Here is a 22,367-nt window from a genome sequence, read left to right as displayed (position 1 = left end):
CGGCACCGATCGGTCCGTATGCCGGAAGAACGCCCCCAGGCCGGGGTCCAGGCGTGCGGGAGGCCCGGCGCCATGCCCCGATCGGGGATGACGCCGGGCCTCTCGGCATACGGCCGGTGCAGGGTGCCTGATCAGATCAACCGGCCCTGGTCACACCGGCCTGGGGAACGGAGGCCGGTCGATGCCTTTGCCGGGGGTAGGTCCATCAGCCGGGAGGGGCAGGACCGTCGAACCCAGGCCGATGTGCCTACCTGAGGCGGTCACATCCGCCTGGCGTGCTAACCCGGGCGGATGTGACTACCTGAGGTAGGTCAGGCGGGGGTGACGCGGATGATCGGCGTGCCCTTGGCGACCTCGCCGGACACGTCCAGCGGCTCGACCGGACCCGTCGCGAACGAGTTGGTCACGAGGACGGGCGTGATGAGCGAGTAGCCCGCCTCCTCGATCACCGCACGGTCGAAGGTCACGAGCGGGTCGCCCGCGGCCACCCTGTCGCCGGCCTTGACATGCACGTCGAAGCCACGGCCGTCGAGGTTGACGGTGTCGATGCCGACGTGGATGAGCAGCTCGACGCCACCCTCGACGGCCAGGCCGAAGGCGTGACCCGTCGACTGGGCCACGACCACGGTGCCGGCGGCCGGCGCGCAGATCGTGTCGTCGCGCGGGTCGATGCCGACGCCCGGGCCGACCAGGCCCGCGCTGAACACCTTGTCCGGCACCTCGGCCAGCGGCACGACGACGCCGTCGCAGGGCGCGCCGACCTCGACGACCCCAGCACCGGCAGAGCCAGCAGCACCGGCAGCACCCGCGCCGGCAGCAGCACCGGTCGCCGCGGCACCCGCACCGGCCGTCCCCGCACCAGCGGTGTCGGTGACCACGCTCGCGCCGCCCGCGGCGGCCTCCGGGCGGGAGTGCCCGGCGGGAGCCTCAGGAGCACGACCGGTCGTCGGGGCGTCGCCCGCGAGCGATCCAGCGCCAGCGCCGGCAGCAGCCCCACCAGCGACGGCCCCGGCGTGCGCCATACGGTCGTCGGTGGACAGGGTGACGTTCTCGTTGTCGACCGGGTCCTGCTCCGGGATCGCGGTGTCCGTGGCGCCGGCGTTGGCGGCGAGCGCCTCGGCTTTCTGCTCGGGAGTGCGGTAGTCGGTGAACACGATCAGCAGCATCGAGATGAAGAAGGACGCGGCCACGGCAATGGCGTAGAGCGGGATGTTGTCGAACGCGGGGATCGTCAGCAGCGAGGTGAAGACGAAGGCGCTGGTCTTGAGGCCGCCGCCGAGGCCGATGATCACGCCACCGACGAGGCAGCCGACGAGCATGCGCGGATAGATCCGCTTGAACCGCAGGTGGATTCCGTACAGGGAGGGCTCGGAGATGCCGCCGAGCAGTCCGGCCGCGAGGGCACCGGTCGCCGTCTGGCGCATCGCCACGTCCTTGTCCTTCATGGCGTGGTAGAGGACGCCGGCGGTGGCGCCGAAGCAGGCGAAGTTCCACGCGCCCATGGGGCCCTGGATGAAGTCGAAGCCGTTCTGCTGGATGTTGAGCAGCATGATCGCGTTGATCGGCCAGTGCAGGCCCAGCGGCACCATGAAGGGGTAGGCCAGCGGGATGACGATCGCGAAGATCAGCGGGCTGAAGTCGTTGATGGACTTCAGGAAGCTGCCGAGGCCGGCGCCGACGTAGACGCCGATCGGGCCGATGAGGAAGGCCGTCAGCGGGATCATCACCAACATCGCGAGGAACGGCACGAAGATCAGGTGCAGGTTGCTCGGGATGAGGCGCTTGAGCAGCTTGTACAGCGGGCCGAGCACCGCGGCCATCAGCAGCGGCGGGAACACCGTCGAGCCGTAGTTGAAGATCGTCAGCGGCAGACCGAAGACGTCGAAGATCTTGACCTCGGAGCCGGCGACCGTGGCGGTGCGGGCGGCGTCACCGAGGGCGGTGAAGCCGGGCAGCATCAGCACACCCATGATCGCGAAGCCCACCCAGGGGTCGGCGCCGAGCTTCTTGGACGCGTTGTAGGCGACCATCAGCGGCAGGAAGGTGAACACGCCCTGCCACAGCAGGTTGATGAACGCCCAGCCGCCCTCGAGCTTGACGCGGGGGTCGGCCCAGTTGCCGATGACGCCGAGGGTGGACATCAGCGCCATGAAGGTGATGAACAGCGAGGCACCGAGCAGCGCGCCCAGGATCGGGCGGAACGAGTCGGAGAGGAACTCGAAGAAGTTGTCGAGCCAGGCGCGTCCGCCGCGGGGGCCGCCGGAGCGCAGCTCGGCCTTGAGCTCGTCGTCGGACTTGGCGCCAGATGCGCCTGCGGCCGCCGCGGAGCCGCCACCGCCGGACGCCATCTCGGGCAGCGCCATGATGTCGTTGAAGACGTTCTGGACCGCGCCACCGATGACGACCTGGTAGCGGTCGCCGGACTGCGGGACGGCGCCCATGACGCCGGGGATCTTCTCCACCTGCGCCTGGTCGACGCCGGACGCGTCCTTGAGCTGGAACCGCAGCCGGGTCGCGCAGTGCGTGAGGCTGGTGATGTTGGAGGGGCCGCCGACGCTCGAGACGATGTCGCTGGCAGGGCTTGATGCCATGAGGTACTTCTTTCCTGGGGGAGCCGCTCGGGCGCGTCAAGTATTCCCTGCCCGGGGCAGGTCCGCTGACCGAGCACTCCCCTGGCACAGGTGCGTCCCGTATGCCGAACGCCGCCGTCTCACGGGCGGGACCCTCAGGCGCGCCGGGCGACCACCGTCCCGGCCACGAGGAGCAGGCCCAGCACGCACACGAGCACGGTCGCCACGACGGCGGCCACGCTGCCGTGCCACAGGGCGACGGCGCCGACCGTGACGGCCACGGCGACCCACACCAGGGCCCCCACGCCGTGGCGGTGGTCGGCGAGGTCGGCATACACGAGCACCTGGACGAGGGCGAGGGCGACGCCGAGGGCGGTGAACACCCAGGCCTGGTGGCCGAGCTCGCCGACATAGGCGCGCCCGCCGACGAAGGAGGTGAGCAGGTCGCCCGCGACCGCCGCGACCAGCACCCCCAGCACGCCGACGGCCGCGGTCATCCCCACGGCGGCGCGGACGGCGGCGGCGCGCTCGGCGGGGCGGGCCATGCGCGGGTAGTAGATGGTGGCGATGAACTGCGGCCCCCAGAAGGCGACCTTCTCGAACAGCGCGCCCATCGTGTAGACGCCGGACCCGTCGCGCGACAGGTGGTGGCGGGCGAGGATCAGGTCGAGGCTCGACAGGACCAGCAGCCCGGCGGTCGGCATGGACCCCACCAGGCCGGCCCGGGCGCGCGCGATCCCGGCGGCCCACCACGAGGGCGCCGTCACCGATCCACCTCGTTCAAGATCAGGTATGCCGTCCGAGCCCGGGCCATCCTCGCCGGCGCCACCCCGGCCGGCCCCGCGGACGGCGAGCGCCCCCGCGACGACGGCGACCACGACCCAGCCCACCGCATACCACCCGATCACCCCCAGGACGCCCTGGCCGAGTGCGGAGGCGGCGACGGCGGAGGCGATCTTGGCGACGCCGACCAGCAGCGCCGAGAGCCCGAGCGCCGCGAACCGCTCGGCGCCCTGCAGCACCCCGAGCGCCGCGAAGGCCACGGTCATGGGCACGGCCGACAGCGCCAGCACGACCAACGGCGCCACGGAGGGCAGGTGCAGCAGCGGAGCCACGAGGGGTGCCGTGACGGCGAGCAGCAACGCCGGCACGCCACCGACCAGCAGCGCCCCGACCAGCAGCCCGCCGTCCACGGGGCCGCCCGATCGGCCGTGCGCGGGCGCCGACTGCGACGCGACGCCGCGCGCCGTCACGAGCTGCAGCCCGAGGCCCGGCACGGTCAGGATCGTCGACAGGTTGATCAGCGAGCCCACGGCGCCCAGGTCGTCGGGGGTCATCGACCGCCCGAGCACCACGAAGAACGCGTAGCCGAGCAGCGCCCCGAGGAAGGTGCCGGCGAAGAGCAGCCCACCGGACGACAGGGCCGACGTGACCTGCGCGAGCGCTCGCGACACGACGGGCCGCGCGGCGGCGTCCGAGGTGGTGCGGCTCATGGGAGCTCCTTGGTCGGTGATGCCCGGGCACGGGGTCGTCAGCGTGCCATAGTGCCAGCATGCGACGCCGCGACGTGTGGCCGGGATCTCCTGGACGGGCCGCCTTCGCCGGATGCGTCGCCTCCATCCTCCTCGCCCTGGCCTGGACCTGGCCCGCGCTGGGCCGTGGTCAGCTCCTCTACCGCGACTTCGTGCAGGTGCCCGACCCCGTGCTGGGCCCCTCCGTCCTGGGAGCCGTCGGCCAGGCGCCGCGCGCGGTCCCGCTCGACGCCGTGACGGCCCTGCTCGCGCCCGTCGTCCCGTCGGGGGTCCAGCAGCAGGTCATGCTCGTGGCCTCCCTCGCCCTCGCCGGGTGCGGCCTGGCCGTCCTCCTGCGCCGGCACGGGGCCGCGACCTGCGTGATCGCCGCCGCCGTCGCGGTCTGGAGCCCGTATGCCGCGCAGCGGCTGCTCGTCGGACAGCCCCCCACGCTGCTGGGGTGGGCCATGGTGCCGTGGCTGGTGGCGGCGGTGCGGCTCGACGGGTCGCCGCGACGCCGCATCCTCGCGGTGCTGGTCGCCGCCCTGCCCGCCGCCCTGACGCCTTTCGGCGGGCTGCTGGCGCTGGCGGTCGTGGTGGTGACCGCCCTGACGACGAGGCATCGCCCCGGGCGGCATCGTCGGGAGTGGTTGGCCCTCGCGGGTCTCGGCGCGGCCTGGTGCCTGCCCTGGGTCGTCGCCGGCCTGCGGGGGGCCAGCGCGGCGGGCGAGACGTCGGGGGCCCGCGCGTTCGCGGTGCGGGCGGACGGGGTGCAGGGGGCGCTCGACGTGCTCGGTGGTGGGGGCATCTGGGCGCCCGCCGCCGCCCTCGGCTCACGCGCCCACGCCCCGGCCCTGCTGGCCTCGGCAGCCCTGGTGATCGTCGCGGCCCTCGTGCTGGCCGTGGGCGGTGTCCTAGCCGGCCGGGCGGACCGGTGGGTGCTCGCCGTCGCGCTGTCGCTGCCCGTCGTGGTCGCCCTGACGCTGGCGTCCGGACCCGGGCTGGTGCTCTGGGGTGAGGCCCAGCGCGTGCCCGGCGTCGGCATCCTGCGCGACACCCACCGGCTGCTCGGCCTGATGGTGCTCGCGACCGCGGTGCTGCTCGGCCTCGGGGTGGCCGCCCTGGCCCGGCGCCTCGGACCGGTGGCCGCCGCCGGCGCAGCCGCGACCGTCGTGGCGCTCGCCGTGCTCGGCGCCCCGGACGCCCCGGCCCGCGTCCACGCGGCCTACCGCCCCACGAGCTTCCCCGCCGGCTGGTCCGAGGCCGTCGCCGCGGTGGGCGACCGGACGACGCTCGTCCTGCCCTGGCAGCCCTTCCGACGCCAGGCCTGGGTGGGCGACCAGCCCTTCCTCGACCCCCTGCCCCTCGCTCTGCGTGGTCGTGCGATCGCATCACGCAACCTCTCGGTCGCCCGCGACGGGGGCGCGGTGGTGGTCGGGTCCGACGACACGACCGCGGTCGAGGCCTGGGCCAGAGGCGACCTGGAGGCCCTCCGATCGGCCGGGGTCGAAGCGGTCGTGACCTGGGCAGACACTCCAGGGGAGACGCCGCAGCCACCACCCGGGGCACGCCGCGTCGACACGACCGGACCCCTGCGCGTCTGGCTCGTCGACGACCCCTCGACGGGCCCTCCAGCGCCCGGTCCTGAGTCCGCCCATCGGGGCGATATGTCGGTAAGGTGACACAGACCACAGGACAGGCTGAGCTGCGGCACGTACTCTTACCGACCAGTAGTACCGATCAGTAGCACTGGTCACGAGCGAGCAGCACCCCCAGCAGCACCCAGCACCCAGCACCACCTGCAACGGCGCCATCCAGCGCGGGCCCCGCCTCCCGCCCCCTGCAGATCGAGGTCTGACCATGTCTTCCCTCAGTGGCCGCACCGCCGCCGTCGTCATCGCCGCCCTGTCCTGCCTGCTCGGCCTCGGCGCCTCCGCCCTCGCCGTCAACGCCGTGAGCGCCGCCGCTCCCGACGACGCCAAGGCCGCGACGTCCGGACCGGCCGCCCAGGTCGCCCCGGCCGAGATCATCGGTTACGGCGGCTGACGGCTCCCCGTCACCGCATCGACACCTTCCGCACCACGACTACGCCCACAGCCGTGCGTATCGCCTTCCTCAGCTGGCGCGACCTCACCCACCCCGAGGGTGGCGGGGCCGAGCGCTACGCCCAGACCGTCTGCAGCGGGCTCGCCGCCCGCGGCCACGACATCACCCTGCTGTGCGCCGCCCACGGCGACGCCCCCGAGCAGGAGCACCTCGACGGCTACCGCATCCTCCGTCAAGGGGGACGCGCCTCCGTCTATCCCGCGACCGTCCGGCGGCTGCGCGAGCTCGAGCGCACCGAGGGCCACTTCGACGTCGTCGTCGACATCCAGAACGGCCTGCCCTTCGGCTCGCGCCTCGGCACCCTGTCCCCGGTGGTCGTGCTGATCCACCACGTGCACAAGGAGCAGTGGCCGGTCGTCTTCAACCGCGCCGTCGCCTCCGTGGGCTGGTTCCTCGAGTCCCGCATCTCGCCGTGGCTCTACCGCGGCTGCCAGTACGTCACCGTCTCCGGTCGCACCCGTGACGAGCTCGTCGAGCTCGGGGTCGACGCCGAGGACGTCTCGGTGATCCACAACGGCACCGAGCTGCCGTGGAGCACGCGGGAGTCGCGCACCGAGCACCCCAGCCTCGTCGTCCTCGGGCGGCTCGTCCCCCACAAGCGGGTCGAGCTGGCCATCGACACCGCCCAGCGCCTGCGCCACCGGTTCCCCGGGCTGCGGCTGCGGGTCGTCGGCGACGGCTGGTGGCGCGAGCGCGTCGAGGAGCACGCCCGCTCGGTCGGGGCCGACGACATCGTCGACGTGCTGGGCTTCGTCGACGAGGTCACCAAGCACCACGAGCTCTCGTCGGCGTGGGTCTCGCTGGCCCCGAGCCTCAAGGAGGGCTGGGGGCTCAACGTCATCGAGGCCGCCATCCACGGATCCCCCACGGTGGCCTTCCACGACGCCGGCGGCCTGTCCGAGTCCGTGGTCGACGGCTATACGGGCACCCTCGCGCACGACCTCGACGAGTTCGTCGAGGCCACCGCCGAGCTCCTCGCCGACCATCACCTGCGGCACGAGATGGACCTCGCGGCCCGCGCCCACGCCCGCCGCTTCTCCTGGGGCGCGACCGTCGACAGCTGGGAGCGCACGCTCGCCCGGGCTGCCGCGCACCGCCCGGCCGTCGCCGAGATCGACCAGGTCGTCGCCGCACCCGAGCGGGTCGGCCACCGACCCGGCCGGCGCGCGAGCGCATGACCGCGGACCAGCAGCAGCGCGCCCCCGTGCCGGAGCATCCCGGTGCGGGGCGCCCGCTGCCGCCCCTGGCCCGCGTCGGCTCCCTGGCCCGCTCGGTCCAGCTCTTCCGCGCGTTCACGGTCGAGCAGACCGACCCCGCCTACTTCTACGGCCTGCTCGCGCTGGACTCGGTCCGCGAGGCGAGCCGCTGGTGCGAGCTCGACGGTGCCACCATGGTCGACGTGGGGGGCGGACCGGGCTACTTCGCGGACGCCTTCATGGCCACCGGGGCCCGCTATGCCGGTATCGACCCCGACGCCGGGGAGCTCGAGCGCCGCGGGACGGTCGCCTCCAACACCCTGCGCGCCTCGGGGTTGTCGCTGCCCATCGCGGACGACGTCGTGGACCTCACCTACTCCAGCAACGTGCTCGAGCACGTGCCCGCGCCGGAGGAGATGGCGGACGAGATGGTCCGCATCACCCGACCCGGCGGCACCGTCGTCATCTCCTGGACGCCCTGGCTGTCCCCCTGGGGCGGCCACGAGACCGCCCCCTGGCACTACCTCGGCGGCCGTCGCGCGGCGGACCGCTACGCCGACCGGCACGGCCATCGCCCCAAGAACGACTTCGGCCGCTCCCTCTATGCCTGCTCCATCGCCCGCATGCTCACCTGGCTCGCCGCCGCGGAGCGCGCCGGCCGGGTCGAGCGGGTCGAGATCCTGCCCCGCTACCACCCGGCCTGGGCCCGGTGGCTGATCCGCGTGCCGGGCGTCCGCGAGATCGTCGCGTGGAACGCCGTGCTGGTCCTGCGTGTTCGATGACCTCGGCTCCCCCCGCTCCCCGGACCGACCGGCCCCACCAGGCCGGTCGGTCCGATCGTGCGGGTCGTGCTGACCAGCACGTATGGCGGGTGCGGCTGCTCACGGCGTGCGTGCTGCTCACGGCCGCGAGCTTCCTGCAGGGCGGGGGCCGGGTCGTCCCGGACACCAAGCTCGACCTGACCCTGTCACCGGCGGCCTTCCTCGGCCGGGCCCTGCACGTGTGGGACGGGGGCCACCTCGGGCAGCTGCAGAACCAGGCCTACGGCTACCTCTTCCCCATGGGGCCGTTCCACCTGGTGCTGCGGGTGCTGCAGGTGCCCGAGTGGGTGACGCAGCGGCTGTGGTGGTCGCTGGTGCTGTGCACCGCCTTCCTCGGCTTCTGGCGGCTGGCGCGGGCCGTGGGGGTGGGTGGGCCGTGGACGCGCTACCTCGGGGCCTTGCTGTTCGCCCTGTCGCCGCGCTTCCTCGCCGAGATCGCGGTGACCTCGATCGAGGTGTGGCCCATGGCCGTGGCGCCGTGGGTGCTGCTGCCGCTGGTCGACCCGACCCCCCAGCGCACCCGCCTTCGGGTCCTGCGCTCGGCGCTCGCCTTCGGCTGCATCGGGGGCGTCAACGCCATCGCCACGGGTGCCGCCCTTGTGCTGCCCACCCTGTGGTGGCTGACCCGCGAGCGCCCGGCCCGGTCCCTGCGGGCGTTCGCGGCGTGGCTCGGCGCGTGCGTCCTCGCGGGTCTGTGGTGGATCGGCCCGCTCGTGGTGCTGGGTCGCTACAGCCCGCCGTTCCTCGACTGGATCGAGAACGCCGCCGCCACGACCGGCACCGCGAGCCCCTTCACGGCACTGCAGGGGACCACGCACTGGCTGTCCTACCTGCGCGTGGCGGACGGCCCGACCTGGCCGGCCGGCTGGGTCACGGTGACCGTGCCGATCCTCGTGGTGACGACGACGGTGCCGGCGGTCATCGGGCTGGTCGGCCTGACCCTGCGCGGCCTCCCGGACCGGTCTTTCTGGCGCCTGGGCGCCGTCGTCGGCCTGGTGCTGCTGGTCGCCGGCTTCGCCGGACCCGCGCACGGCCCCTTCGCCGAGGACGTCCGCACCCTCCTCGACGGCCCGCTCGCGCCCTTCCGCAACATCCACAAGTTCGAGCTGGTCCTGCGGATCCCGTTGCTGATCGGCCTCGTCCACGCCGTCCATGTCGTCGGCACCCGGTCCAGCGGCGAGCGCAGCGCCGGCCCCGCAGGGCCGGTCCGGTGGGTCCCACGGGAGCTCGTCGCCGCGGTCACCGGCATCCTCGTCGTCGCGGCAGCCGCCCCCGCCGTGGCCGCGATGCTGCCGCGGGCCGGCGCCTACGAGCAGGTCGCGGGCTACTGGCGCGACGTGGCGGGCTGGCTCGACGAGCAGCCGGGCTCCGGGTCGGTGCTCGTCGTGCCCGCGGCCCCGGCCGCCGAGCTCACCTGGGGGTCGCCTCGCGACGAGCCGCTCCAGGCGCTGATGCGACGACCCTTCGCCGTGCGCGACGCCGTGCCCCTCGGGTCCGCCGGCTCCACCCGCTACCTTGACGAGGTCGAGCGCCACCTGCGCACCGGGGTCGGCGGCTCCGGCCTGCGCAGCTCGCTGCGCGACGCGGGCATCCGCTACCTGGTCGTCCGCAACGACCTGCGCGCCACCGCCCGGCGGGCCCCCGCCCTCGCGGTGCACCAGGCCCTGACGGACGCGGGCATCGACCGCGTGCGCTCCTTCGGCCCGCCCGCGGGCAGCGCCTTCGAGACCGCCGACACCACGGTCGACGAGCGCACCCTGCTGCCCTACCCCAGCGTCGAGGTCTACGACGTCGGGGACGTGGCCGACGCCCGGCTCGTCCCGGCGTCCGCGCTGCGTCAGCTGACCGGCGGGCCGGAGGACCTGCCCTCGCTGGACCGCGTCCTGCCGGGTGGCGCCACCGTGCTCGGCGACGACCGCACGGCCCTGCCCGCCACCCCCGCGCTCCCCGAGATCCTCACCGACGGCAACCAGCGGCGCGAGACGATCTTCGGCCGGGCCTCCGACAACCGGTCGCCCGTGCTGCGCCCCGCGGACCCCGGCACGACCGGCCGCCGGGTGCAGGACTACCTCGTGGACCCCCGCGCGCGACAGGTCACCCTGCGCTGGGAGGGCATCGCCGGGGCCGAGGCCTCCAGCTCTGGCTCGGACGCCGGCTCGTTCGTCCGCACCTCGAGCGGGGACGGCCCGGCCGCTGCCCTCGACGGGGACCCGACCACCCGGTGGGTGTCCGGCCGGTTCCAGCAGGCGGTCGGCGAGTGGCTCGAGGTGCGCCTGGACCGCCCCCGCGACCTCACGGGCAGCACGCTCACCCTCGCCTCGCCGTGGGCCGGCGCCGCGCCGCCCGTGGCCGTCGACGTCACCACCGACGCCGGCACCGTCCCCATGACCATCACCTCGGACCAGGCGGCCGGCGCGACGGCCGCCGTCCCCCTGCCCCCCGGCCCCACGACGCGCCTGCGCCTCACCCTGCGGGGCGTCGGCGCCGGCACCGAGCGGGCCTTCGCGATCACCGAGCTGACCCTGCCCGGCATCGTGCCGGTGCCGCGTCTCGTGCTCCCGCCCACCCCCTCGGGGACCCCCGACATCGTCAGCCTCCGACGCCAGGAGCCCGGCCGCACCGGCTGCCTGCGCCAGGGCGACCGCCCGCTCTGCGCCGGGGGCCTCGTCGCGACCGGCGAGGAGGCGGCCGGGATGTTCCGCACCTTCACCACCGCCGCGCGCACGAGCTATGCCTGGTCCGGCCACGTGCGGGCCCGGGCGACCGCGGGGGGCCGGGCGCTCCTCGCCATACCGGGCAAGGTCCACGCCGAGGCCACGACCTCCCGCGTGCCCGCGCTCGCGGGCCGCCCCGGAGCCGCCGTCGACGACGACCTCGGCACCGGGTGGGTCGCCTCCGCCCAGGACAGGCAGCCCACGCTGACCCTGACCCTCCCCTCGGTCCGCGCCCTGACCGGCGTGCGGCTCCTGTCCGATCCCCATCTCGCGGCCTCGCGGCCACGTCGCGTGCAGGTGCGCACCGGCGACGGGCGCACCCGCAACCTCACCGTCGCGCCGGACGGCACCGTGCGCTTCACGGCACGCACCGACCGCGTGGACATCACGTTCACCGGGGTCGACGAGGTGCGCTCGATCGACGCCGCCACCAAGCTCGCCGAGACGCTCCCCGTCGGCGTCTCCGAGGTCGAGCTCCTCGGTGCCGACGACGTCCGGACCCCGCTCGACCGGGACGCGCCCGTCGGTGCGACCTGCGGCGATGGCCCGACCGTGCGCATCGACGGCGTCGCCCGCGCCTCCCGCCTGGTGGCGACCGTGGGTGACGTGCTCGACGACCGGCCGCTGCGCTGGGTGCCGTGCGGCGGGCCCACCGACCTGGCCGGCGAACGCTCCACGCAGCCGATCACCCTCGACCCGGGCGAGCACCGGGTCACCGTCTTCGCCACGGCGGCCTACGTCCCCGAGAGCCTCCTGCTCACCACCCCCGAGCTCGTGCCCACGGCCTCGCGCGCGGTTGGCACGGACGTCGTCGCCGACGGCGATGCCTATGCCGTGCCCGAGCGCGCCACCCCTGCCGTGCTCGCGCTCCCGCACAACGCCAACGCCGGCTGGGTCGCCACCGACGACGACGGCCACGAGCTCACCCCGATCCGCCTCGACGGGAGACGTCAGGGCTGGGTGCTGCCCGCCGGGCCCGCCACGACGGTGCACCCCCGCTTCGCCCCCCAGCGGCCGTATGCCGCCCTCCTCGTCGCCGGGTTCCTCGGGCTGCTGCTCCTCGCCGCCGCCGTCTGGCGCGAGGGTCGTCGTGATCGCGCGGCGCTGCTCGAGGGGGTCCCCACCGGCGCGCCACCGCTGCGTGACGGGGCCTGGAGCCCGCATGCCGCCACCGGCGTCGTCGCGGTGCTGCTGCCCGTCGCGACGGGGCTCACGGGGCTGGGTGCGGTGGGCGTGGCCGTCCTCGTGGGCCTGCTCGCCCGCCTCGCCCCGCGCCCGGACCTGGTCCGGGCCGCGGTGGTGGCGGTGTCCGCGACGGTCGCGGTCGCCGTGGTCGCCGCACGTCCCTGGACGTCCGGCAACGCCGCGCTCGCGTCGTGGTGGCCTCAGGCCGCCGTGCTCATCGCCGTGGCGGTGGCGACGGTGCTGCTGCCGCTGCCGCTGACGCTGCCGCGTCCCTCTCGGCGGTGACCCGCGCGGTGGGGACGGCCGCCGGGCGGCTCCGGCGCGGGTCCCGGCGACGCGCGCGGCGCATGATCGGCGCCTCCACGTAGCGATAGCTCACCCACGCCACCAGCAGTGACGCCACGATCGTCGTGGGCCACAGCACGAGGAAGTCCCCCGTGAAGGGCTTGTGGCCGATCGCGCGCGCGAGCAGGCCGAGCACGACGAGGTGATAGACGAACACGCCGTAGGACAGGTCTCCGAGCAGCCGGGCCGGGCGGCTGCCGAGGGCCGCGACGACGCGGGACGAGCTCGGCTCGGGGGCGATGCAGGGCAGCACGACCAGCACCGCCAGGATCGTGTAGCCGAGGTTCTTGCTGCCTGCCTCGAGCAGCGTCGCGCGATCCAGGCCGTACGGCCCGGCCAGGCGGGTGGTGAGGAGCAGGTAGAGCGCACCCGCGGCAGCCCACAGCGTCCCCGGCGAGGCGACGAGGTCGTCGACCACCGTGCGGGGCAGCTCGCCCGCGAGACGCCCCTCGTGCCAGACCGCGAGGGCCATGCCCCCGCCGAACCACGCGGCGTACTCCGGGAGCCAGTAGTTCGTCATACCCTCGACGTTGTCGTGGGTGAGCACGATCCAGGCGAGCGAGACGGCGGGCAGGCAGGCGAGGACGACGAGGGCGAGCTCGGACCAGCTCAGCCAGCTCGACCGCGGCAGGCGCGACAGCCCCCACGCCGCCAGGGGCAGGACGAGGTAGAACGCGACCTCGGTCGACAGGCTCCACATCTGCGTGAGGCCGGGCACCGACGGGGACGGCACGTAGATCTGCGACATCGTCGCCACGCGCAGGTAGTGGACGAGGTCGACCTTGTCGTGCTGGAGCAGCAGGTAGGCCGCCAGCACGGCGACCCACGCGGCCGGCAGGATGCGGAACACCCGGTGCCGCAGGTAGGTCCGCAGGTCACGGGCGCCGGACACCTGCGTGGCGGTCGCGCTCCCGAGGCGGGCCCGGGCGTGCGGACGGTAGAGCAGGAAGCCCGACACCACGAAGAACAGCGGGACGCCTGCGTCCAGGCGAGCGAGGAGCCCGGCATACGGGCCGTGGATCGCCAGCCCGCTGGTGAAGCCCACGTGCGTGGTGACCACCATGAGGGCACCGACGATCCGCAACCCGTCGAGGGCCGCGAAGCGGGTGGTCCTGGGCTCAGCCACCCGAGGAGGGTAACCAGCGAGTAACCCCGAGCGCCTGCTGGTGTGACACGGACGACACGGATGGCGGTCGGAGCGCAACGTCTGGGTCACGAGGGGCAGACAACTCCCAGCCGCGCTGCTATGGTCCCAAGAACCGCGGCTCTACTCACCAGTAGGCACCCGTCGCCGACCGAACGACACACCTCGTCTCGTCAACGTCACTGTTGCCGTTCCCTGAGCAGGAGTCCCCCATGCGTCGCATCCTCGGCGGTCTCGCCGTCTTCCTCGGCATCCTCGCCCTCGTCCTCGGCATGCGGGCCGACTCGATCTACGACCAGCTGGCCACGGTCCCGCTCGACCAGAAGACCACGGCCGAGTCCGAGGGCACCGGCGTCAGCGCCCTGCGCGTGGCCGCGCAGGGCGGCACGGTCAGGTTCGACAAGCTGACCGACCAGCACGTCAAGAACACCCGCACCATCATCGGCCTGCCCGGCAAGGTGCCCGAGGGCCAGCGCGACGACAACGCCTTCTGGCAGATCGGCCTCCGCACCGAGATCGTCGACGGTCAGCCGCTGTCCCTGAGCACCGACGGCGTCTCCATCAACCGGCGCACCGGCCTGGCGACCAACTGCTGCGGCGACTTCGTGGGCGTGGGCACCACCGAGAACCAGAACGCCACCCAGCCGATCACGCACGAGGGACTGTTCTTCAAGTTCCCCTTCGACGCGCAGAAGAAGTCCTATCCCTTCTGGGACGGCGAGCTCAAGGCCGCCCGCGACGCGGCCTTCGTGCGCGAGGAGAAGGTCAAGGGCCTCAACACCTACGTCTACGAGCAGACCATCCCCACCACCCGCCTCCCCGGGTCCCGTGAGGTGCCTCGCGCGATGTTCGGCAGCGGCGCAGGCAACGTGCAGGTCCAGTCGGACTACGCCAACACCCGCACCTTCTGGGTCGAGCCCAACACCGGCGCGATCATCCGCGCGCAGGAGAACATCAACCGCGAGGCCGTCTCCGAGGCCGGCACGGTCACCCTGATCAAGGGCGTCATCGGCTACAACGACAAGACGCAGCGGAAGTTCGCCGACGAGTACGGCGACAAGGCCGGCAAGCTCGCGTTCGTGCGCGACCTGCTCGGACCGATCGGCTTCATCGCCGGCGCGCTCCTGACGCTGCTCGGCCTGCTCCTGCTGTTCACCCGTCGCCGCGGCGAGCACCGCGACTCCCGGCGCGTCGACCTCGTCGCCGCCGACCGCGAGACGTCGGGCGCCACCCGCGCCTGACCGGCACCGGCTAGCGGCGGCGCTGCTTGGCCATCCACTCCCAGATCGTCACGCCGGACGCCGTCTGCGGGTCGTTGCGGGCGACGTAGATCCAGGACCAGTGACCGGGGAACTCGTGGCCGTTCCACACGACGTTGGGGTAGGCCGTGAGGCGGGCGTTGCCGAGGAGCCGCACCGCGCGCCCCGTCGTCGCCTGGTAGTCCACGACCGGGTCGTTGGTGGCGTGGACGAACCACGTCGGGGTCGAGCGCAGCCGCAGGATCTGCGCGTCGGTGAGCATCCGCTGCGTCGTCCCGGTCGCCTGGTCCTTGAGGACGTAGGCCGCGCAGACCGGCACGTTGGCGGCGAAGTAGCGCGGGTAGGCCGACGCCAGCCTCATCGCCATGTAGCCGCCGTTGGACGGGCCGACGACGTAGATCCGGGACGTGTCGACGTCGTGGCCCTTGGCGAACTCGTCGACCAGGCTCTTGAGCCGGCGCGTGTAGGAGTATTCGCCGTCATCGAGCCACCGGGTCCCAGCAGATCTTCAAGGGCGCGACGACATACGCGCCCTTGAAGATCTGCTGGGACTCGGTGGTGGCGAAGGCGAGCGCACCCCGGTTGGCGAGCAGCGGGAGGTCGTTGTTGCTGGCCTTGCTCCAGCCACCCTCGCCGCCGCCGTGGAGGAAGAGGATGAGCGGCGCCTTGGACCGGGCCGGGCGCAGGGACTTCTTGGGTGCGTAGTAGCGGTACTTCAGGCCGTTGCGGGACGCGCCGGCGCCGAAGGCGTCGACCTCGGGGTCGACCACCCCGCCCTGGTGGAAGGACGTGAGCTGCACGGCGGCGCCGCTCTTGAGGCGGACGGGCGCGGTCTGGGTGAGCGAGTAGGTGAGGTCGAGCACGACGTTGCGCCCGGGCTTGGTGGCGTAGGCGAGCGTCGAGGCCCCCGGCACGCCCTCGCCGTGCGCGAGCTCGACGACGATGTCACCGGATCGGTCGAGGTGGGCGCCGGTGACGGTGCGCTGCGCTGGGCGGCTGCCCGATCGGCTGGAGCGGGCGGGTGCGCACCGTCAGCAGGCTGTATGCCGCGACCGCGGGGCCATCGCACCCAGCGACGAGTCTGTGACAATGCGTGCATGACCTCGACGCCGCGGACGCCGCTCGCGATCAGGGTGCTGGCCATCGGGGCGGCCCTGCTCTACATGATGTGGGTCTTCTCGCCCTCCCAGCTGTCGCCGCGGACGTCATTCGTCAGCGAGCTGCTGGTCCACGACCAGCCCGGATCGGGGCTGCTGCGCGCGGCCGACGTCGCGGCCGGGAGCCTCGTCACCCTCGCCGCCGTGCTGGCCTGGCGGCGCCGGCGCCACGTCACCGACGTGCCGAGGTGGGTGCTGACCGCGGCGGCCATGGTCGCCACCGCACTGGTGGCCCGGGCCCGCGCCGCGGTCCTGCGGCCGTGGGTCGTGCGCCTGTATGTCGTCTTCGCCGGCCTTTTCGTGCTCGTCACGGCCTGGGTGCTGGTGGAGGTGGCGCTGCACAGCGGGATGCTGCCCTTCACGGGTCTCGACGCCCTCGGCTAGAGCCAACGGCTGCAGATCACCTCCATCGCCGCCTGGCTCGCCGTCGTCGCCGCGGTCCCGCTCTGGGAACGTCCCGCGCGACGACGGGCCCGGACGCGATGACGTCCCGGGTGCTCGACGTGGGCGGGCGTGAGGTCCACGTCGCCGACTCGGGGTGGCCGCAGGGGCGGCCGGCGCCCGTCATACTCCTGGCCTCGGGGCTCGCGGGGGCATGGTTCGACTGGGCAGGGGTGCAGGCGCTGCTCGAGCCGCACGCCCGCGTGATCGTGATGGACCGGCCCGGGTGCGGCGACTCCCCGCAGCCCGTGGAGCCGGTCGTGGTGGACCTGGTGGGGTGCGCCGACGACCTCGTCGGGGTCCTCGACGCCTGCGGGGTCGGGTCGGCGGTGCTGGTCGGGCACTCCATGGGTGCCTGGTATGCCGAGGCGGCCGCCCGCCTGCACCCCCGCCGCGTGTCGGCCGTGGTGACGGTGGACGGCAGCGTGTGCGAGGGAGACGAGACGGCTCCCGAGCAGGACTCCAGCCCCGTGGCCACCCTGATCACCATCGGTGACCGCACGGTCGGATGGCGATGGCTGGGACCGCTGCTGCGGCGTCTCGGTGACCGCGGGCTGCCCACCGGCGAGTGGGGTCGCCGCCACCGCGAGCGCTCCGCCCGCACCTATGCCCGGGCCCACGTCTGGCGGACGATCGCGACCGAGGACGCGGCATACGCGCGGTTGCGGCACGAGATGGCGCAGCTGCGCTCGACCCGGCCCCTGCCCGCCATCCCGGTGCACGCGGTCACGGCGTTGGCGGGCTCGATGCCGGGACGCTGGTCGTGGTGGGCCCGTCAGCAGCGGCGACAGGCCGCGGCGCTGTCCAGCGACAACCCGGCGGCGCAGGTCACGCGCGAGGTCATCCGCCCGGCCCGGCACATGGTGATGCTGCAGCACCCGCACCGCGTCGCCGACGCCATCCTCCGCACATCGGTGCAGGTTCGACGTCACATCTGACCATCGACCTGCACCGCTCTGCGCGGGGCCGGAGGCGAACCGGGTTGGGGGTGCGCAGCCCCGGGTACCACCAGGACATGAGAGTTCCCGAGCCGCGAGGCCCGCTCAGCGAGGCGGTCGGTGCGGCGCTGCGCACCGGCGACCCCTTGCCCACGCACGTCGCCGCGCCGTCCGCGGTCCTCGATGACGAGGACGCCCAGCTGGCGCTGTGGATGCTCTTCGAGCTGCACTTCCGCGGCTTCGAGGACGCCGTGGGCGACCGCGAGTGGGACCCCGACCTGCTGCGCCTGCGCGGCGGGCTCGAGGCGGGCATGGAGCAGGAGCTGCGCGCGGCGACCCGCGCCGTCGTCGAGGCGGCACCCGACAGCGGCGACCTCGCCGAGGACCTGTTCGCGCTCGTCGCGGCGGACGACGGGCCGTCGGTGGCGTCATACCTCCAGCGGCACGCCACCCGCGAGCAGGTGCTGGAGTTCCTGCGGCAGCGGAGCCTCTATGCCCTCAAGGAGTCCGACGCGCACTCGTTCGTGCTCGGGCGCCTCGACGGACCGGTCAAGGCGGCGCTCGCCGAGATCCAGTACGACGAGTACGGCGGCGGCCACCCCGAACGGTTGCACTCCACCCTGTACGCCGCGGCGCTGGACGCAGCCGGGCTCGACAGCACCTACGGCGCCTACCTGCCCGAGGTGCGCGTCGAGACCCTGGCCGCCAACACCGTGCAGGCCGTCTTCGGGATGCGCCGGCGGCTGCGCGGGGCGGCGATGGGCTTCCTCGCGGCGTTCGAGACGACGAGCTCGCTGCCCTGCCGCAAGATCGCGACCGGGATCGAGCGCGTGGGCCTGCCCGCCGCGACCGCCGAGTACTTCTCCGAGCACGTCGAGGCCGACGCCGTGCACGAGCAGGTCGCGGTGCGCGACGTCTGCGCAGGGCTCGTCGCCCGCGAGCCGCAGCTGCGCGAGGACGTGCTCTTCGGCGTCGCCACGTCGCTCCACCTCGACGCCGTGACGGGGGCCCGGATGCTCGAGCGCTGGGACGCCGCGTCCGTCCAGGCCGGCACGACCTCCCTCGTGAGGGTTCCCGTCGGGGTTCCCGACGCGTCCGTCGGGCGCGCGTCATGAGCGCGGGAGGCGCCGAGGTCACGGTGCGCCTGTGCCCCGGAGGCCCGCTCCTCGTGCGGGGGGCGGACGTCATACGGGACGAGCAAGGCGGGTCCCACCCGGTCACCCGACCGGTCGTCGCCGTTTGCGCGTGCGGGAAGTCCAGCCGACGGCCCTGGTGCGACGGCACCCACAAGGTGGTGCGCCGTGGCTGAGATCGCTACGCGCACCATGAGATTCGGGTCGCTGCAGATCCGGTATGACGACCGCGTCCTCGAGCCCCGCCCGTGGACGACGGCCCAGTCGGCGTGGGCCGCCGAGCTGATCGAGCAGGCACCCGCGGGCGACGTGCTCGAGCTGTGCACCGGCGCCGGGCACATCGGGCTGCTCGCGATCGCCGGCTCGGACCGGCGTCTCGTGGCCGTGGACGCCAGCCCGACCGCGGCCGAGCATGCCGCCGACAACGCCGTCGCCGCAGGGCTCGCGGGACAGGTCGAGGTGCGCCTGGGGCAGCTCGACGAGGTCCTGGACGCGGACGAACGCTTCGCCGTCGCGATCGCCGACCCGCCGTGGGTGCCCCGCGCCGAGACCGGGCGGTTCCCGCAGGACCCGCTGCTCGCCATCGACGGTGGCGACGACGGCCTCGACGTGGCGCGGCTCTGCCTCGAGGTGATCTCGCACCACCTGGTGCCCGGCGGCGCCGCCGTGCTGCAGCTCGGGACGCTCGAGCAGGCGTCGGCGCTCGGTGACCGGGTCGCCGAGGGCGGCGTGCTGCGGACGGGCGAGGTGCGGGAGCACGAGGGTGGGGTGCTCGTCCGGCTCGACCGGATGGCCTGACGACCCTGCCCCACGTGTGGTGCGTTCACGCACATGTCATCTCGCTCTCGGGCGAGGTTGGCCGGGCGGGGCCTAGCGTCGAGGGATCCATCCCACGCGCTCCAGGAGAAGCCATGATCCGCACGAGCCGCTCCATCGCCACCGTCCTCGCCACCGCGACCGCTCTCGCCGGCCTGGCCACCGCAGCCCAGGCCGAGCAGCAGCCCAAGCCGACCGGCACGCCCGCCGCCGCGACGCCCGCGACCTCCACAACGCCAGCCGCCGCATCAGCCCCGGCGGACTCCGCCGACGCCGACAAGCGCAAGCCGGGCAAGCCTGGCAAGCCCGGTCAGCATGGCGGCCTCTACCGTCCGCTGCCGGCGTTCGACCTCCAGGCGCACCGCGGCGGCCTCGGCCTCACCACGGAGGAGACCGTGCCCGGCTTCGCCAAGGCGCTGGCGCTCGGCGTCAACACCCTCGAGCTCGACACCGTCGTCACCAAGGACGGCGCGGTCGTCCTCAACCACGACTTCTCGATGAACGCCGTGAACTGCCGCGACACCAAGCCGCTGACGGCCGGTGACCCGATGTACCCCTACGTCGGCAAGAGCATCGCCAAGCTCACCCTCGCGCAGATCAAGACCGTCGAGTGCGGCTACCGCACGCTGCCGGACCACCCGGGCCAGCAGCTGGTCAAGGGCCCGCTGGTCGAGCTGCGCGAGGTCCTCGACCTGGTCAACGACTACCGCGCCCGCGGCGTCATGCTCAACATCGAGACCAAGTCGGATGCCGGCGACCGGAGCAACAGCGCGCCGCTGCCGTACTTCGTCAAGCGCGTCTATCAGGAGGTGCGTCGCGCGGGCCTGCAGGAGCAGGTCATGATCCAGTCCTTCGACTGGTCGACGCTGCGGCTCATGCACAAGCTCGACCGGCGGATCCCGCTCGTGGCGCTCGACAACTTCGAGAACCAGCAGGTCGGCAAGCCCGGCGCCTCCCCGTGGCTCGGCGGGATCGACATCGACGACTTCGGCGGCAACGTGGTGCGCGCCGCCGCCTCCATCGAGGGCGTCAAGGTCTTCTCCTCCGGCTGGGACATCGGCAACAAGCCGTCCGGCTACTACGTCGACGCGGCCATGATCCGCCAGGCCCGCGCCTCCGGCCTCAAGGTCGTGCCGTGGACCGTCGACGACCCGGCCGTCATGCACCACCTGATCGACCTGGGGGTCGACGGCCTGATCACCAACTACCCGGACCGTGGTCGCCTGGTGATGGCCGAGCGCGGTATGCCGCTGCCCCGGGCCTACTCCCGCAAGCTCTGAGGGCGGCGGCTGCGGCAGACCGTCACTGTGCGCGACGTCCCATGACGGTATGCCGCAAAGCCACCCCTCCCAGGTGTCGTTCAGGTCCATAGTGACCTCATCGGCGCTCGAGGAGGAGACATGTCCGTACCGGGGTGGGGGTCTGTGCTGGTGGCTGGGGCGCTCGTGAGCGCGTGCGGCTCGGCCACGGGAGATGCGACGAGGACCACGACGACGTCGGCCGCCGCATCGATCGCGGCGAGATCGAGCAGCCCCGCCACGTCGAGCTCCACCTCCGCTCCCAGCACTGAACCGTCGCACGTGCCGCCGCCGGCCTCGACCAGCAGCGAACCCCTCGCCGCGGACCTCAGCGTGCTGACGAACGCCGCCATCCCGTCATGCTGCGGACTGAAGGCGACCCGGCTCGGCAGCCGGCTGAACGCGCCTCGTAGGAATGGTGCGTTGCCACTATCGGTACGCGGACGTCCGCACGAGGTCAAGCCGCGCGTGTCGTCGACGGCGGCCCAGGAGCTCAGCGGCCGAGCCACGAAGCGGGGTGCTTGACGACCTCGTCCAGCACCGCAGCCGCTGCTCCGGCCGCGGCTCGCCCTGGGTCATCGGCAGTCGCGGCCGGCCAGATGGTGACGGTAAGGCCGTCGAACCTCCCGGATAACGCTCGCCTCCGGACCCCCTCCTCGACGCCGGGGAGGATGATGGCCCCCAGCTCGGCCAGATGGCCGCCGATGACGATGGTCGGGATGTCGAGCAGGTTGACGACGCTGACCAGAGCCGTTTCCAGCGCCTCGGCAGCAGCCGCCAGGGTGGCCTCAGCCCGCTGGTCGCCGTCGCGATGGCGGGCAAGGAAGTCGTCGACATCGGACCCGTGTGGCAGGCCAGCCCCCACCTCGAACGCTCGCCATCCGGCATACCTCTCCAGGCAGCCGTGCGACCCGCACGGGCAGCTCGGGCCCCGAGGATCGACGCACATATGCCCCAGCTCCCCGGCCCACCCGTGCAGTCCCCGCATTACCTCGCCTTCGATGACCGCCGAGCCACCGATCCCGATCTCACCGGAGACGTAGATGAAGCTGGATGGACCGCTAGTGCGACCCGGAGCTGGACGGGCGAGGCTGAAGGCGGCGAGGTCGGCCTCGTTCCCCAGCACCTCGAGCTGGACGAGGTCTTCCAGGCCCATGAGGGATGCGGGGTGGGCATCGGTCCAGCCAAGGTTAGGAGCGCGCCTCAACAAGCCCTCGCGCTCGGAGACGATTCCCGGGAGTGCCAGCCCAGCGCCGACCAGCCGACGGCCTGCCAGCGAGCGTGCCAGCAGCTCACGAGCGTCATTTCCGAGTGCGCTGAGCACCTCACGAGGATCGCTGTCCACCATCTCTCCGGGGACGTGGATCTCGTCGACGATGTACCCGTCGAGGCCCATCAAGCGACAGATGCGATAGGTCGCGTTGACCTGCATCCCGAGCGCGCACAACGTGCTCGCAGGGACCAACCGAGTGGCCGGCCGACCCGGCCCGCCCGACACCTGGCCTTCCTCCCGCACGAGCCCCCCGCTCAGGAGATCCTCGACGAGCCTTGACACCGTCGCCCTGGTCAACCCCACCTCGGCGGAGACGCCTGCTCGCGAGATGCCGTTGATCGACGCAAAGATCGTGCGGGCCACGAGCGCGAGGTTCGACTCGCGCAGAGTCTCCTGCGTCGCATTGACCTGGCCGCTCAACGATGCGCCCGCCGGCTGGGCTGGAGAGTTGGTTGCCACC

At 73.3% G+C, this 22,367-nt stretch carries 19 protein-coding genes; 12 read left to right on the top strand and 7 right to left on the bottom strand.

The window, feature by feature from the left end:
- Positions 1–311: 311 nt before the first annotated feature.
- Positions 312–2,591 carry a glucose PTS transporter subunit IIA gene (locus K313_RS0106560; protein ID WP_029210937.1) on the bottom strand — a complete coding sequence of 760 codons (2,280 nt, stop codon included), beginning with the start codon at positions 2,589–2,591 and terminating at the stop codon, positions 312–314.
- 134 nt (positions 2,592–2,725) lie between these two features.
- Positions 2,726–4,063 carry a lipopolysaccharide biosynthesis protein gene (locus tag K313_RS0106555; RefSeq protein ID WP_029210936.1) on the bottom strand — a complete coding sequence of 446 codons (1,338 nt, stop codon included), beginning with the start codon at positions 4,061–4,063 and terminating at the stop codon, positions 2,726–2,728.
- A gap of 59 nt (positions 4,064–4,122) precedes the next feature.
- Between K313_RS0106555 and K313_RS0106550 the strand changes: the two genes are divergently transcribed.
- The 5 genes from K313_RS0106550 to K313_RS0106530 all read left to right on the top strand — a co-directional run bounded on the left by K313_RS0106550 (position 4,123) and on the right by K313_RS0106530 (position 12,388).
- Complete coding sequence (locus K313_RS0106550; RefSeq protein WP_029210935.1) at positions 4,123–5,763, top strand: MmpA family trehalose lipid delivery protein; 1,641 nt, start codon at positions 4,123–4,125, stop codon at positions 5,761–5,763.
- Between the two features lie 178 nt (positions 5,764–5,941).
- Complete coding sequence (locus K313_RS22205) at positions 5,942–6,127, top strand: hypothetical protein (RefSeq protein ID WP_029210934.1); 186 nt, start codon at positions 5,942–5,944, stop codon at positions 6,125–6,127.
- 53 nt (positions 6,128–6,180) lie between these two features.
- Positions 6,181–7,365 (top strand): glycosyltransferase family 4 protein, encoded by a 1,185-nt coding sequence (locus K313_RS0106540; protein WP_051274028.1) that lies wholly within the window; start codon positions 6,181–6,183, stop codon positions 7,363–7,365.
- Entirely contained in the window at positions 7,362–8,165 is an 804-nt protein-coding gene (locus K313_RS0106535; protein ID WP_029210932.1) for a class I SAM-dependent methyltransferase, read from the top strand. The genes K313_RS0106540 and K313_RS0106535 overlap by 4 nt, the downstream gene beginning before the upstream one ends.
- An 89-nt stretch (positions 8,166–8,254) precedes the next feature.
- Entirely contained in the window at positions 8,255–12,388 is a 4,134-nt protein-coding gene (locus K313_RS0106530) for an alpha-(1->3)-arabinofuranosyltransferase domain-containing protein (protein ID WP_051274027.1), read from the top strand.
- Here the strand turns inward: K313_RS0106530 and K313_RS0106525 are convergent.
- Positions 12,318–13,574 carry an acyltransferase family protein gene (locus K313_RS0106525; protein WP_029210930.1) on the bottom strand — a complete coding sequence of 419 codons (1,257 nt, stop codon included), beginning with the start codon at positions 13,572–13,574 and terminating at the stop codon, positions 12,318–12,320. The two genes, K313_RS0106530 and K313_RS0106525, sit on opposite strands and share 71 nt — an antisense overlap.
- A gap of 230 nt (positions 13,575–13,804) precedes the next feature.
- On the opposite strand from K313_RS0106525, the gene pgfA reads away from it, so the two are divergent.
- Positions 13,805–14,833 (top strand): cell envelope lipid trafficking protein PgfA, encoded by a 1,029-nt coding sequence (gene pgfA, locus K313_RS0106520; RefSeq protein ID WP_029210929.1) that lies wholly within the window; start codon positions 13,805–13,807, stop codon positions 14,831–14,833.
- Between the two features lie 10 nt (positions 14,834–14,843).
- Here pgfA and K313_RS22200 read toward each other — a convergent pair whose 3' ends face one another.
- Both K313_RS22200 and K313_RS22195 read right to left on the bottom strand, forming a co-directional pair.
- Entirely contained in the window at positions 14,844–15,296 is a 453-nt protein-coding gene (locus K313_RS22200; RefSeq protein ID WP_084412538.1) for a carboxylesterase family protein, read from the bottom strand.
- A 34-nt stretch (positions 15,297–15,330) separates the two neighbouring features.
- Positions 15,331–15,765: a hypothetical protein gene (locus K313_RS22195; RefSeq protein WP_029210927.1), complete on the bottom strand. Its 435-nt coding sequence runs from the start codon at positions 15,763–15,765 to the stop codon at positions 15,331–15,333.
- Between the two features lie 183 nt (positions 15,766–15,948).
- Between K313_RS22195 and K313_RS0106505 the strand changes: the two genes are divergently transcribed.
- The 6 genes from K313_RS0106505 to K313_RS20285 all read left to right on the top strand — a co-directional run bounded on the left by K313_RS0106505 (position 15,949) and on the right by K313_RS20285 (position 20,616).
- Positions 15,949–16,392 carry a DUF998 domain-containing protein gene (locus K313_RS0106505; RefSeq protein WP_029210926.1) on the top strand — a complete coding sequence of 148 codons (444 nt, stop codon included), beginning with the start codon at positions 15,949–15,951 and terminating at the stop codon, positions 16,390–16,392.
- A gap of 98 nt (positions 16,393–16,490) precedes the next feature.
- Positions 16,491–17,387, top strand: a complete 897-nt coding sequence (locus K313_RS0106500) for an alpha/beta hydrolase (RefSeq protein WP_029210925.1) — start codon at positions 16,491–16,493, stop codon at positions 17,385–17,387.
- 77 nt (positions 17,388–17,464) lie between these two features.
- A complete protein-coding gene (locus K313_RS0106495; protein WP_029210924.1) occupies positions 17,465–18,502 on the top strand; it encodes an iron-containing redox enzyme family protein in 1,038 nt (345 codons plus the stop codon).
- Entirely contained in the window at positions 18,499–18,696 is a 198-nt protein-coding gene (locus tag K313_RS22960) for a CDGSH iron-sulfur domain-containing protein (RefSeq protein WP_084412536.1), read from the top strand. Before K313_RS0106495 ends, K313_RS22960 begins: the two co-directional genes overlap by 4 nt.
- The gene (locus K313_RS0106490) at positions 18,689–19,318 is read left to right on the top strand and encodes a methyltransferase domain-containing protein (RefSeq protein ID WP_034252101.1); all 630 of its coding nucleotides are present in this window, start codon (positions 18,689–18,691) and stop codon (positions 19,316–19,318) included. The genes K313_RS22960 and K313_RS0106490 overlap by 8 nt, the downstream gene beginning before the upstream one ends.
- Positions 19,319–19,431: 113 nt before the next feature.
- Positions 19,432–20,616: a glycerophosphodiester phosphodiesterase family protein gene (locus K313_RS20285; RefSeq protein ID WP_029210922.1), complete on the top strand. Its 1,185-nt coding sequence runs from the start codon at positions 19,432–19,434 to the stop codon at positions 20,614–20,616.
- 80 nt (positions 20,617–20,696) lie between these two features.
- Here K313_RS20285 and K313_RS0106480 read toward each other — a convergent pair whose 3' ends face one another.
- Together K313_RS0106480 and K313_RS0106475 are read right to left on the bottom strand one after the other, a co-directional pair.
- Entirely contained in the window at positions 20,697–20,987 is a 291-nt protein-coding gene (locus K313_RS0106480) for a hypothetical protein (protein ID WP_029210921.1), read from the bottom strand.
- Positions 20,988–21,127: 140 nt separating this feature from the next.
- Positions 21,128–22,366 carry an ROK family protein gene (locus K313_RS0106475; RefSeq protein ID WP_239262137.1) on the bottom strand — a complete coding sequence of 413 codons (1,239 nt, stop codon included), beginning with the start codon at positions 22,364–22,366 and terminating at the stop codon, positions 21,128–21,130.
- Position 22,367 lies beyond the last annotated feature (1 nt).

This window comes from Arsenicicoccus bolidensis DSM 15745 (assembly GCF_000426385.1).
GTDB classification, from domain to species: Bacteria; Actinomycetota; Actinomycetes; order Actinomycetales; family Dermatophilaceae; genus Arsenicicoccus; species Arsenicicoccus bolidensis.
This window is presented reverse-complemented; position numbering and strand designations above follow the sequence as displayed.